This window comes from Methanococcoides sp., assembly GCF_030594565.1.
Classification (GTDB): Archaea; Halobacteriota; Methanosarcinia; order Methanosarcinales; family Methanosarcinaceae; genus Methanococcoides; species Methanococcoides seepicolus.
This window is the reverse complement of sequence record NZ_JAUVEY010000058.1, coordinates 1-12,514: the sequence shown is the minus strand read 5'-3', so window position 1 is coordinate 12,514 and position 12,514 is coordinate 1. Positions and strand designations below refer to the sequence as shown.

The 12,514-nt window shown below is 43.3% G+C and carries 15 protein-coding genes; all 15 read left to right on the top strand.

Annotated features, from left to right (window positions below; translation table 11 throughout):
• A partial coding sequence (locus QAS77_RS06425) for a PGF-CTERM sorting domain-containing protein (protein ID WP_305064521.1) occupies positions 1 to 188 on the top strand: 188 nt, incomplete at its 5' end.
• A gap of 12 nt (positions 189 to 200) precedes the next feature.
• Complete coding sequence (locus QAS77_RS06420) at positions 201 to 1,577, top strand: ABC transporter substrate-binding protein (protein WP_305064520.1); 1,377 nt, start codon at positions 201 to 203, stop codon at positions 1,575 to 1,577.
• 60 nt (positions 1,578 to 1,637) lie between these two features.
• Positions 1,638 to 2,690: a FecCD family ABC transporter permease gene (locus tag QAS77_RS06415; RefSeq protein WP_305064519.1), complete on the top strand. Its 1,053-nt coding sequence runs from the start codon at positions 1,638 to 1,640 to the stop codon at positions 2,688 to 2,690.
• Positions 2,691 to 2,696: 6 nt separating this feature from the next.
• Positions 2,697 to 3,473 carry an ABC transporter ATP-binding protein gene (locus QAS77_RS06410; RefSeq protein WP_305064518.1) on the top strand — a complete coding sequence of 259 codons (777 nt, stop codon included), beginning with the start codon at positions 2,697 to 2,699 and terminating at the stop codon, positions 3,471 to 3,473.
• Between the two features lie 118 nt (positions 3,474 to 3,591).
• Positions 3,592 to 4,848 (top strand): ABC transporter substrate-binding protein, encoded by a 1,257-nt coding sequence (locus QAS77_RS06405; protein WP_305064517.1) that lies wholly within the window; start codon positions 3,592 to 3,594, stop codon positions 4,846 to 4,848.
• 39 nt (positions 4,849 to 4,887) lie between these two features.
• A complete protein-coding gene (locus QAS77_RS06400) occupies positions 4,888 to 5,298 on the top strand; it encodes a pyridoxamine 5'-phosphate oxidase family protein (protein ID WP_305064516.1) in 411 nt (136 codons plus the stop codon).
• A 1-nt stretch (position 5,299) separates the two neighbouring features.
• A complete protein-coding gene (locus QAS77_RS06395; RefSeq protein ID WP_305064515.1) occupies positions 5,300 to 6,325 on the top strand; it encodes a methyltransferase in 1,026 nt (341 codons plus the stop codon).
• Positions 6,326 to 6,329: 4 nt separating this feature from the next.
• Positions 6,330 to 7,142, top strand: coding sequence for a class I SAM-dependent methyltransferase (locus tag QAS77_RS06390; protein ID WP_305064514.1), 813 nt, complete (start codon positions 6,330 to 6,332; stop codon positions 7,140 to 7,142).
• Positions 7,143 to 7,174: 32 nt separating this feature from the next.
• Positions 7,175 to 7,561, top strand: coding sequence for a cupin domain-containing protein (locus QAS77_RS06385; protein ID WP_305064513.1), 387 nt, complete (start codon positions 7,175 to 7,177; stop codon positions 7,559 to 7,561).
• A 6-nt stretch (positions 7,562 to 7,567) separates the two neighbouring features.
• Entirely contained in the window at positions 7,568 to 7,867 is a 300-nt protein-coding gene (locus QAS77_RS06380; RefSeq protein WP_305064512.1) for a hypothetical protein, read from the top strand.
• Positions 7,868 to 7,890: 23 nt separating this feature from the next.
• Positions 7,891 to 8,907: an ABC transporter substrate-binding protein gene (locus QAS77_RS06375; protein WP_331522341.1), complete on the top strand. Its 1,017-nt coding sequence runs from the start codon at positions 7,891 to 7,893 to the stop codon at positions 8,905 to 8,907.
• Positions 8,908 to 9,101: 194 nt separating this feature from the next.
• The gene (locus QAS77_RS06370; RefSeq protein ID WP_305064511.1) at positions 9,102 to 9,983 is read left to right on the top strand and encodes an ABC transporter ATP-binding protein; all 882 of its coding nucleotides are present in this window, start codon (positions 9,102 to 9,104) and stop codon (positions 9,981 to 9,983) included.
• Between the two features lie 86 nt (positions 9,984 to 10,069).
• On the top strand, positions 10,070 to 10,786 hold the full coding sequence (locus QAS77_RS06365) for an ABC transporter permease (protein WP_305064522.1): 717 nt from the start codon (positions 10,070 to 10,072) through the stop codon (positions 10,784 to 10,786).
• A gap of 258 nt (positions 10,787 to 11,044) precedes the next feature.
• Positions 11,045 to 11,623: a cohesin domain-containing protein gene (locus QAS77_RS06360; protein WP_305064510.1), complete on the top strand. Its 579-nt coding sequence runs from the start codon at positions 11,045 to 11,047 to the stop codon at positions 11,621 to 11,623.
• A gap of 6 nt (positions 11,624 to 11,629) precedes the next feature.
• On the top strand, positions 11,630 to 12,403 hold the full coding sequence (locus QAS77_RS06355; protein WP_305064509.1) for an ABC transporter substrate-binding protein: 774 nt from the start codon (positions 11,630 to 11,632) through the stop codon (positions 12,401 to 12,403).
• Positions 12,404 to 12,514 lie beyond the last annotated feature (111 nt).

Here is a 12,514-nt window from a genome sequence, read left to right as displayed (position 1 = left end):
ATGGTGAGGGCAATTTGCTCATTTCCAGCGGACTGCTCGGTAACACTGAAGCCAGCAAGATCAATACGGACTGGGGAGTTACTACTGCAACGGATGTGCAGGAATCCACGCCTGGATTTGGGGCAGTGTTTGCTTTTGTGGGATTGATTGCGGTTATATGTATGGTTCGGTTCAGTAGAAGGTTGTAGAGTTGATGCTATATGATAGGTAACAATTTCTTGTTCGGGCTGGTCATAACTGCGATCTTACTGACCTGTGTGCCAGCATCAGCATCATCCTACACGCTTGATGTATTCGGTAATGCGAATGAAGATGAGACCATAGACCTGAAAGATGTTGAATATACCGCATCCGTCGTTCTGGGACTTGATGATCAAACACAACTTGCAGATGCGAAGTACGATGGCGAGATCGATATCCTTGATGTGACGCAGATCGAGCTGATCATGCTTGGGCAGGAGAAGGAACTAACACTACTTGACATGATAGACAGAACAGTGACGATCCCAAGACCTATAAACAGGGTTGTAACAATAAGCGACGGTCTGGTGGAGAGCACTATGATCGTATTCGGTGTGGAGGAAACACTGGTCGGTCTTGGAAGCAGTTGTGTTGGGAGGGAGAGTTATGAATATACGTATACCACAACATCAGGCGATGAATTCACCTATTCCGGTGGAAAAAACACTGCAGCAGTGTTATGTCCGGAACTTACGGATCTGCCAGTGTTTGCTCAAAGTAGAACTGGAATGAACTATGAAACACTGGCTGGGCTCAACCCTGATATCGTAATCCTGATAGCAGGAAGCTGCACCTGTGGGTGTTCTGAGACCGATGAGAACACAATGAAAAGTATTGAGATGATAGAGAGCCTAGGCATACTAGTCGTTGTGCTATCCACTCCAAACTGCTGCGACGCTGACATTGGCGCGGTATATGAAAGTATATACATTATTGGCGGAGTATTTAGCAAGTGGGGCGAGGCAGAAGATCTTGCCAATATCATTGAGGGTGAAATCGAGTTCATCAAAGACAGGACAGAGGACATCTCTGACGATGAAAAACCAAGGGTATTGTCCCTTAGTTTGATGACATTATATGGAGGCGGAGCAACCGTTGGCAGCGTAACTGGAACAGATATGATCGAATCTATCTTCCTCGATGAGATCGTCAATGCAAAGAACGCTTTTGATGGTATTGGAAAGCCTTCAATGTCCGCGGAACAGATTCTTGCCATAGATCCGGATGTGATGATACTTCCTACTTGTCGGGGTTATCATCCTGCAAGAGAGGTCTATGAAGGCGAATCACTTACGGAACTTCAGGATATGAGGGTGGTACAGGAGAAGCAGATATATTCCCTCCCATGGACGCCGTGCAGATGCGGTGAACGGCTTGAGTTCCCAATAGACCTGATGATCGAGGCGAAAGCCTGTTATCCGGACCGGTTCTCAGATGTAACTGTCAGTGATTGGGTGATAGACTTTTACATGAAGGTATATGGTGTGGACGAAGACACGGCTGAGGAACTCAGATCAGCCCAGTGGCTGGATTGGATGACAGAAGAGGATTTTTAAAAGATACCTCTTCTTTATTTATTTTTATTTAGGAAAATAAAGGAGATGTGAAAGAGAGTGATGAATGGAGACACCTTTAAAGCTAAAAGCACAGGCATAGTATTTTCAAACAAAACCAAGATAACATTTGTCATAGCTCTGCTCGTATCCCTGATAGTCGTAATAGCAATAACAATAACGCGTGGTGCGTATAATGTGCCTATAGTAGCAGTGTACGAAGTGATACTTGACAATTTAAACCTCGCAGACCAATCAAATCGTCTGTATGATACCATTGTATGGAATATAAGGGTGCCACGCATACTACTTGCAATAGCAGTTGGGATAGCACTTGGAACCTCTGGTGCTGTCTATCAGGGCACATTCAGAAACCCATTGGTTGAACCATTCATTCTTGGGGTTTCTGCTGGCGCTGCATTTGGTGCAGCACTATCCATCGTGTATCCGCAGTACCTGTTCTCGGTCCAGATTTCAGCCTGTATCTTCGGTATGGTCGCGGTTTTTGGCGCATATTCACTGGCAAGGGTTAGAGGGGAAACACCACTTGTAACTTTGATCCTAGCTGGTGTTATTCTTGGTTCAATATTCATGTCAGGAGTATCCATATTGAAGTATATTTCAGCAGATACACAACTTCGAGAGATCGTCTTCTGGATGATGGGGGGATTTTATTATGCGGACTGGGACATTGTATGGAAGGTTGTTCCTGCGATCATTATCTGCTCGGTTGTACTATGCTTGCTTGGATGGAAATTAAATGTACTATCGATGGGCGAAGAAGAGGCAAAGATGCTTGGTATAAATACGGAGAGAACAAAAATAATTCTTATCACACTTGCAACGTTTGTAACCGCCATATCAGTCTCTGCTGTCGGGATCATTGCATGGGTAGGTTTGATGATGCCGCATGCTGCTCGTTTAGTTATAGGTCCTGATCACAGGTTCCTGATACCATCTGCAGCTATCATGGGTGCAATATTTCTGGTCATCTGTGATACACTCGCAAGAACCCTAACAACAGCAGAGATTCCTGTGGGAATTATAACTTCACTACTTGGAGCGCCGTACCTGATCTATCTGTTAAGAACAAAGAAAAATATATTTTTTGGGTGATTTAAGATGTTGAAAGTGGAAAATCTACATTTTGAATATAGTGGGTTTAAAGTATTGGAGGATATATCATTCGATGTGGAAAAAGGACAATTGTGTGCGTTATTTGGACCCAATGGCACTGGAAAAACGACTTTGCTCAAATGCATAGCAAAATTACTCAATTATGGAAAAGGTAATGTGTTCGTAGAGAATGAAAATATTAACAAAATGAAAGCGGCGGAGCTCGCAAAATTGATCGCTTATGTGCCGCAAGAGCACAAACCACCATTTCCATATCTGGTTAAAGAGGTTGTCTTGATGGGAAGGACTCCATATATGAGGGGTGTGTTTGGTCCATCAGAGAATGATACCAGAGCTGCGGTAGAAGCAATAGAGATGATCGGTATTGCCGATATTGCTGATAGACCATACACTGCCCTGAGTGGAGGACAAAGACAGCTTGTTCTTCTGGCAAGAGCAATGGCGCAGGGAACAAAGCTCCTGCTTCTGGACGAACCTACATCCAATCTCGATTTTCAAAATCAGATCAAGATATGGCGCATCGTTAAAGAGCTTACAAAAAAGGGCGTCACTGCACTGACCTGTACACATGACCCTAATCATGTTATGTGGTTCTGTGATAAGGCGATTGTGCTGGGATCTCGTGGTATTGTTGCTAATGGAAATCCGGCAATGGCTCTAACTGAGACGACTTTAAATGAGATTTACGGAGATGTTTGTGATGTTATAAAATTTGGTGATACCCGGATGATTGTACCGGCAGAAATGGAGAAGAATATCTAAAACGCATAATCGTTCTAAGGGAGGTTATCTGGTTTTTACAAATGCTTTGCAAAAACAATGGAAGCAATGACACTAATGTCAATTATATCTACAATATAAAAAGAATAAAGATGATAACATGAGATTAAAACCAATTGTAATTACAATAATTGCAAGCCTGTTGCTGTTAACACCATCGGCTTTTGCATCCGACTATACACTTGGCATCTTTGGCAATGCAAACGAGGATGACACCATAGACCTGAAAGATGTTGAATATACTGCATCCATCGTTCTGGGTCTTGATGACAAAACACAACTTGCAGATGCGAAGTACGATGGCGAGATCGATATCCTTGATGTGACGCATGTCGAGCTGATCATACTCGGGAGGGAGAAGGAACTAACACTAATCGATTCTGGCGATAGGACAGTAACTGTGAACAAGCCGGTTGAGAGTACTGTCATATGCTTCCCTCACGTTCTTGAAACATTACGGTCGCTTAAAGTGCCGATGGACAGTATAGCCGGTATAGCAAGACACTACCCGGAGTACGATCCGGGTTTTTTCCCCGAGGTCAGCGATGTACCAGATGTTGGAGATAGGTGGACCCCGGATGTTGAGGTGATATTAACTATAAAACCGGATGTTGTTATTTTTACTGCGCTGTCTGCATATGCAGATACGACAAAAACGGTCAATGCACTTGAATCGGCTGATATCAGGGTGTTATGTTTTAACCTCAATACACTGGAGTCATATCCGGAAGAAGTAGAAAAACTTGGATATGTGTTTAACAGGCAGGATGACGCCGCAGAATTCCTTAACTGGCGTGAGAATATTCTTAGTTCGATCAAGGAGAGAGTGAAGAATATTCCAGAGGAAGACAGACCAAGAGTGTATTTCGAGGCAGCTTCAAAAGATGGCAGTTATAATATTTATGGAAAGTATGCATATATCGCAATGACTGGAGGCACGGATATCTTTTCAGATCAGCCCGGACAGTATATGACTGTGGATCCAGAAGCAATTGCAGACCGAAATCCCGAAATTATAGTTAGGGTAGATGGGACCGCCGGTGGTTATGATCTGAATGCGGCCGATACATCCGAAATCGAAAAAGCAAGAATGGATGTCATGAACCGGGATATATTGCAGCATGTGTCTGCGGTAAGAGAAGAAAATGTTCATGTGATCACTGTTCACCTGTTATCGTTCTTTGGTGATAGCGGATGCAGAAACTTCCTCCAGATCCCATACCAGGCAAAATGGTTCCATCCCGAACTCTTTGAGGATCTGGATCCGGAGGCGATACATCAGGAATATTTAACAAGATTCCAGGGGCTGGACATTGATCTGAATGAGAAAGGTGTATTCGTATATCCAACAGTGTAGGAGAGTTGTTGTAATTAACTAAAATGGAGTTTGATCTACATGAAAATGAGTAATGAGATACAGGATATGATAAACGAGAATGTGGTCCACCTGGCAACTACATCCGGGAATGGTAAACCGAATGTGGTTCCGGTGGGCGGTATACGGGCAATAAATGATAGCGAGTTACTGATCGTTGATGTCTTATTCGACAAGACAAAAAAGAATCTGCTTGAGAACCCAAACGTTGCAATTGCGGTCGAGGTGCTAGGAAAAGAAGCACCGCGTGGCTATCAGCTTAAAGGGCGGGCAGCGGTCCACACAGAAGGCAAGTTCTTTGAAGAGGTAGGGAAGATGGTGGAAAAGATGCGTGAAAAGCGCCCCAACCATCTGCACCTCGCAGTAAAATCCGCAGTTCACGTAGAAGTGGATGAGATATATTCGACAGTTCTCAAGAAAGAGGGGGAATGAGATGAAAGTGCTGGATATGGATCCTAAAATAAGTTCAGAGTCGCTGGACAGAATGATAAAAGGCTGTGACGGATCGAGAATTTTATTTACCGCTCTTGATTTCAACCTCTTTGACCTGCTTGACGGGTCAATGACAGCAGAGGAAATTTCCTCAAAGATCGAGACCGATGTCTCCATGACCGGTAAGTTCCTGAATACCCTGGTGGCAATGCAGCTTCTCGTAAAGCGTGACGGCAAATATGTCAATACCGAGCTTGCCTCGACCTTTCTTAGGAAAAGCAGCCCGTTCTATCAGGGTCATATACTCAGGCTTTCAGGAAACACTCGTGACTGGTTGAGATTGAACTCAATACTGAAAGGTGATGTACCAGAAGAGGATGATAGAAGTTTTGAAGATGTCTTTGATCCCAGTTTCATTCTTGCCATGGCTGAAGGTTCAATGCGAGGAGGTCTTCATCGAACCGTGAATGAAGTGTCAAAGCTTCCTGAGTTCAAAAAGGCAAGAAAGCTTCTTGATCTCGGAGGTGGGCACGGTCTCTATGCAATAGCATTTGCCCAGATGAATCCGGATCTCGATGCCGTAGTGTTTGACCTGCCGCATGTGACAGAGGTTACAAAAGAGTTCATTGGCCGGTATGGTATGAACGAAAGGGTTGGTGTTATTGGTGGAAATTTTCTAGAAGGTGAGATCAAGAATGTGAGTGAGTGTGATATCATATTCGCATCTGATGCTCTTTATTGTAAGCCTGATGTACTTGCAGGAGTTTTGAAAAAGATATATGGTGCACTGAACGACGGCGGTTCGGTCATTCTTAAGCACTGGATTTTGAATGATGATCGTACTGCACCTGCCACATCAGTGTTTTTCGATCTTATGCTGTCCCTGCGGGGTGACTGGCATCACATCTACACAGAAAATGAGTACATTGAACTGTTGCAGGAAGCTGGATTTTCTAATATCCGTACTCTGGACATATCATCACAGGCAAGTCCGTCTGTAATCGTTATGGCAACTAAGGAGGCATAGGAACATGAGTGAGAACATAAACTGGAACAAGATGTGGATGGAGGCGATGAAAAATGCTTCATGGAGAAAGCGGCGCGGGGATATGACTGAGTTCTGGGATGAAAGAGCCAAACATTATAATGAATCAATAAAGCAGAATGACCGTCCTGCACGGGTAATATCAAAATTGGATATTGATTCGGAGTATAGTGTGCTTGATATTGGTGCAGGACCGGGTACGCTTACAATCCCGCTTGCAAAGATCGTAAAACATGTGACGGTTGTAGAACCATCAAGCGGAATGCTTGCCTGTCTGGGAGAGAATGCGGCAAATGAAGGCCTGGAGAATATAACCTGCATTAACAAGAAATGGGAAGATGTTTACCCGGGAGAGGATCTTGGTGAATATGATGTTGTGATTGCATCATACTCACTTTCAATGCTGGATATGGCGGCAGCACTTTCAAAGATGGATACGGTTGCAAGACGGAGCGTTCACCTGTTCACCTTTACGGGGGATCGTATGTGGGACTACACCGATCTCTGGCCGGAATTATACGGTGAGAAATATCGGGCCGGACCTGATTACATCTATCTCTACAATATCCTCTATCAGATCGGCATCCAGGCGGATGTTGAGATATCATCTACCGAACATAAGCAGCGTTTTTCAAATCTGGAAGAGGCTGTTGAACAGTGGAAGAAGAATCTTGATATATCGACGCCGGAGGCAGAGGATGTGATAAGATCATACCTATCTGAGAAGTTGATCCGGGAAGATGAATCACTGTGGTCAAAGAATACGATGAAATCGGTCTCAATATGCTGGAGAAAATAGCCCAATGTTGGATAAAAACTAAAGGAGTGTGAATGACAATGAAAATTGAAATTAAAAATATTCATGAAGCCGAAGGTCTTAAGACCCCGGAGGGTTTGATGAAACCGTTGATATTCGGCGAGAGGCTGGGGGTCATACATCTTGAGGTCCCGGCAGGTCTTGAAGTCATGCCACATGCCCACACTACAGAAGGTGTATTATATTGTCTATGCGGCGAGCTGGATGTTATATCTGATGATGAGACCGTGATCCTGGGCAGCGAAACTGCAATGCTGGTGCCGCCTAATACGGAAATTGGTATTAAGAACCGATCGAACGCACCAGTAAATGCACTATTGATCTCATCTCCACCACCTGTAAAATCGGTTGAAGAACTTAAAGGCCTTTTGAAGTCGCATGAGAGTGGATCACGGAGTTGATACTGTATGACAGGTAACCGATTTTTGCTTGTTTCGGTCATAACTGCGATCTTACTTACCTGCGTGCCAGCATCGGCATCAGAGGACTATACGCTTGGTATCTTCGGGAACGCGAATGAGGATGACACTATAGACATGGAAGATATGGAATATGCTGAACGAATTGTTCTGGGACTTGATGACCAGACACAACTTGCAGATGCGAAGTACGATGGCGAGATCGATATCCTTGATATAACCCAGATCGAGCTGATCATGCATGAGAAGGAGAAGGAACTTACGCTCATGGGGTTGGAGAAGCAGTAACCGTCAACAAGCCAGTAGAACGGATCGTAATCTACTATATGGATTCTGCTGAACTGATACGGATACTCGATGCAAAGAATAAGGTCGTGGGTGTTACCAATGGTATAACACAAAATGAAAACCAATTCCCTGAACTCAGCAAGCGATCATTTGTTGGAAAAGTGTGCCCAGGGGAGCCGGACTATGAAGCGATACTTGAGCTGCATGCCGATGTTTTACTGACATTTTATTATAATGAAGCTGAAACAGAGAAGATGAGGGAAAAACTCCCGGGAGTCGCGGTTATTTTTTCGGGTATATATTATCCTGATCTATCTGACCCAGAAGGATCGCGATTCACAGATGGTGTGAGAAAACTAGGATATATCCTTGATAGGGAAAATGAGGCTGAAGAGTACGTCAAATGGCGTATTGGTTGGATAGATGAGATAAAATCTCGAACAGAGGGACTTTCGGAAGACGAGAAACCAAGAGTGTTCGCGGGTGGGCGCCTCAAGCCGGAATCTTCGACATACAGAGCGTATACCAAGATCGACACATTTACACAAATGTGCACCATGGCCGGGGGAAAAAACATAGCAGAGGATCTCCCTGAATTTGTTCAGCATGGTATGTATTATGTAACACTCGATCCTGAATGGGTGGTTGAGCAAGATCCTGAATTCATCTTCGCACATGATGCACGCACACCTTACGGTTATGATATGGACGATCTAACAACAATGAAGGAGGAAAGCGATGCGTTCATGAATCGTCCTGAGTTGGTTAACGTCGCCGCAGTGAAGACTGGAAATGTTTACATACTGAATGGTATTTTTAGAAATGACGTATCAGGCGGCGTCATAGGTGCTGTATACATGGCAAAAATTTTGCATCCAGATCTCTTCGAAGATTTAGATCCAGAGACGATACATCAAGAATACCTGACCATGCAGCATTTTGACTACGATTTAGATGAACATGGCACATTTGTGTATCCACCGATAGAAGTCAATGGTGGCTTAGCAGGGATACCTGACCGATATAGAGATGGAACATGAATGAACAGAATAAAGAAATAAGTTTATTGGAGGAAGTTTTTTCTCCCACAAAAACAAAAGGAAGTGCGCGAGAAAAATCTCCCTCCGGTCGATTTAACTCGGACTATATATTTATAAAATATATACTAGAACAAAATGTTGCAAGAACACAAACAAGAACCTGAAAATGGCAGAACTCCAGAAAGGATGATATATTGAGATACACAATAGAAACTCACGACCTGACAAAGAGGTTCACATTGCAGAAGGGATTTACCGACTTTTTCCTGCATCCATTCAGAAAGGATGAGGTAACAGCCGTTGAAGAAGTGAACATTAAGATCAAAAATGGCGAGTTGTTCGGCGTTCTCGGACCGAATGGTGCTGGCAAGACCACGCTCATAAAGATGCTATGCACGCTGATTACCCCCACAGAAGGAACCGCTTATGTAAATGGGTATGACATTGCAAAGGATAGTGGGAAGGTGAGGGAGTCAATTGGTTTTATCACCGCAGATGAGCGAAGTTTCTACTGGAGACTTACCGGGCGACAGAATCTTAAGTTCTTCGCCAGTCTTCATAATTTTTATTCACAGGATGCCGAAAAAAGGATAGATGATCTATTAAGTCTTGTTGGGTTAGAGAATAGGGCAGATGATAGGTTTTTGAGTTATTCTGCTGGAATGAAACAACGGATGGCTATTGCACGCGGATTGCTGAACGATCCGGAGGTTTTATTCATGGATGAGCCAACCAAGGCCCTGGACCCGGGAGCGGCACAGAATTTAAGGGAATTTATCAAAGATCGTATTGTAAAGGAGCAGGAACAAACCGTTTTTCTATCTACACACCACCTTGGCGAGGCAGAACAGTTGTGTGACAGGATTATGATAATCGATGAAAGTAAAATAAAAGTTATTGGAACTATAGAAGAACTGAAAAATGATTTGCACAAACCCAATCCCACATTGGATGATGTGTTTGTACATCACACTGGCAAAGAGTTCAAGGAAGAAGCGCCAAAACAGGTTGACTTGGGACGTAGGGGGAAGGTGCATGGGAGATATGGAGGCAGAATGAGGGGAATGAGATTTTGATATACAAAAAAGCGTATTCCTTCGTAATAAGAGATCTGATACTTGCAACAAGCTATAAATTCGAGTTCTTACTGAGATTTTTCTTCATGCTCTTCTCGATTTTAACCTTTTACTTCGTTTCCAAACTGGTCGGGGGTGCTGGAACGGTGCATCTTGAGCCTTATGGCGGGGACTATTTTTCCTTTGTGTTGATAGGCATAGCCTTTTCAGGGTATCTGATGACCACGCTCAGGAGTTTTTCAGAGAGCATCAGGGGTGAGCAGATGATGGGTACACTGGAAGCGATGCTTGTCACTCCGACCGATAGCTCGGCAATAGTAACGCTATCATCTCTCTGGAGTTTTATTTTCATGTCTTTCAGAGTTTTGATGTATCTTGTGATCGGTATTCTTCTGGGAGTAGATATGAGCAATGCAAATGTTCCGGCTGCTCTGATAATCCTCGTTCTAACGATAATATGCTTCGGCAGCATCGGCATACTCTCTGCAAGTTTCATCATGGTGCTCAAGAGAGGCGATCCGATAAACATGTTTTTTATGAGCACATCGGAACTCTTTGGCGGAGTGCTCTTTCCAATCTCGGTCTTGCCTGAGTGGCTCCAGACAATCTCGTATCTTTTACCGATCACATACTCACTCAGTGGCATGCGGCATGCGCTTCTGCAGGGGTACTCGCTTTCAGACCTGATTCCGGAAATAATCCCTCTTGCTATATTCTCGGTTGTGCTGGTGCCTTTGGGTTTGTTCTCATTCAGGTACGCGGTCAAGAGAGCAAAGATGGATGGGAGCCTTGTTCAGTATTAGTTTGATTACCAGATCGTTGTGGTGAATGTATGTCATCTTATGTCAAAAACACAATATATATATAAAACATTGGTTAGTACAATCTGTTCTATTCGTATGAATATATAAGAATCGTGCTATGTTTAATAATAAAAACGAATGAACTCAACTACTTAGATTAGCAATGTTGTGAGATTATCCCCTCTCGATTTGTATATGTTTGTGTACAGAAGAGATATATATATATAAATAACAATTTATTATTTAAAAGGTGATTAAATGGAAAAAAAATTCCCTATTAGTTTTAAGAAAAGTAGCCTGATTTGCATCTGCTTTGCTGCGTTCCTTATCGTATTTGCAGCAGTTCCTGCCCATGCTCAGCAAACAACGGTTAGTTTAAAGACTCCGGAAATGGTGAAAGGAAATACGGTTTATGCTACAGTAGAAATAATCAATGTTACTAACCTTGATGCAGGTCAGTTTGACCTATCGTTCAATTCAAGTGTTCTAAAAGTTCTCAATGTCGAGGATGGAAGCATTGAGGGAACGAAGATACCCGTACAGTGGCATTCCATTGATGATGGCACGGTCAGGGTGATCTTCAACCTGAAAGGTGTTACCGGAACAAGCGGTTCGGGACAAATTGCAAAGATCGGGTTTGAAGTGATAGGTGATGGTGAAGGCGATCTACTCATTTCCGATGGACTGCTCGGTAACACCGAAGCTAACCGGATCAATGCGGACTGGGGAGTTACTGCTGCGTCAGATGTACATCAATCCACGCCTGGATTTGGGGCAGTGTTTGCTCTTGTGGTTTTGATCGCGGTTTTCTGTATGGTTCGGTTTAATAGGAGTTGATGCTATATGACAGGTAACAAATTCTTGTTCGGGCTGGTCATAACTGCAATTTTACTAGTCAGTGTGCCAGTATCGGCATCTGGGGAATATACGCTTGGTATCTTCGGGAACTCGAATGAAGATAACACAATAAACATAGAAGATGTGGAATATACCGAGCGTATAATTCTGGGACTCAATGACCAGACACAACTTGCAGATGCCAGATATGATGATACGATCAATATGCTGGATGTAACTAAGATTGAGCTGATCAATCTTGGAAAAGAGAAAGATATCACGCTGATCGATGGCGTTGGCAGATGTGTTAACGTAAAGATGCCAGTGGAAAATATCATTCCCACTGATTACCGTACTACTGAAACCCTGTTGGCGGTAGGAGCAAAAAATATGATAGTAGGGGTTGATCGAGCATTCCATGAGCGTATGTCAGAGTTTGGTCTCTCAGATGTTCCTGAGGTATCCATGCATGGCAAATTTGTTGATTATGAAATGGTACTGATGCTTGAGCCCGATCTAGTTATATTACCTCTCTGGCAGGTGGATAATGCTGACACTATAACCGAAAACCTTCCTAACACTGCTGTGGCTGTAATGGGTCTCACCGCTCGAAAAAGCATAGTTTCTGACTTAACAACTATGGGTGTGCTCCTGGGAAAGGAGAAAGAGGCAGATGAGCTTATTAGCTGGATCCGGAACTATGATAACATCATTGAAGAACGCACTGAAGACTTGAAACTAGATGAAATGCGTATCCTCTTCAAATTAAATGGTAAATAGGAAAATCTGTTTTTACGGAATCTGTGACAATATATCCTTTTTTCGAATAAAAACAAAGCAATAGCCATTATGTAAATAGAAATATAGATATATGATAATAATTATTATGGT

What these genes read in the sequence shown, in the direction of transcription:
- QAS77_RS06420 (WP_305064520.1), top strand. Translation starts at nt 201, where the DNA reads ATGATAGGTAACAATTTCTTGTTCGGGCTGGTCATAACTGCGATCTTA.
- QAS77_RS06415 (WP_305064519.1), top strand. Translation starts at nt 1,638, where the DNA reads ATGAATGGAGACACCTTTAAAGCTAAAAGCACAGGCATAGTATTTTCA.
- QAS77_RS06410 (WP_305064518.1), top strand. Translation starts at nt 2,697, where the DNA reads ATGTTGAAAGTGGAAAATCTACATTTTGAATATAGTGGGTTTAAAGTA.
- QAS77_RS06405 (WP_305064517.1), top strand. Translation starts at nt 3,592, where the DNA reads ATGAGATTAAAACCAATTGTAATTACAATAATTGCAAGCCTGTTGCTG.
- QAS77_RS06400 (WP_305064516.1), top strand. Translation starts at nt 4,888, where the DNA reads ATGAAAATGAGTAATGAGATACAGGATATGATAAACGAGAATGTGGTC.
- QAS77_RS06395 (WP_305064515.1), top strand. Translation starts at nt 5,300, where the DNA reads ATGAAAGTGCTGGATATGGATCCTAAAATAAGTTCAGAGTCGCTGGAC.
- QAS77_RS06390 (WP_305064514.1), top strand. Translation starts at nt 6,330, where the DNA reads ATGAGTGAGAACATAAACTGGAACAAGATGTGGATGGAGGCGATGAAA.
- QAS77_RS06385 (WP_305064513.1), top strand. Translation starts at nt 7,175, where the DNA reads ATGACAATGAAAATTGAAATTAAAAATATTCATGAAGCCGAAGGTCTT.
- QAS77_RS06380 (WP_305064512.1), top strand. Translation starts at nt 7,568, where the DNA reads ATGACAGGTAACCGATTTTTGCTTGTTTCGGTCATAACTGCGATCTTA.
- QAS77_RS06365 (WP_305064522.1), top strand. Translation starts at nt 10,070, where the DNA reads ATGCTCTTCTCGATTTTAACCTTTTACTTCGTTTCCAAACTGGTCGGG.
- QAS77_RS06360 (WP_305064510.1), top strand. Translation starts at nt 11,045, where the DNA reads ATGGAAAAAAAATTCCCTATTAGTTTTAAGAAAAGTAGCCTGATTTGC.
- QAS77_RS06355 (WP_305064509.1), top strand. Translation starts at nt 11,630, where the DNA reads ATGACAGGTAACAAATTCTTGTTCGGGCTGGTCATAACTGCAATTTTA.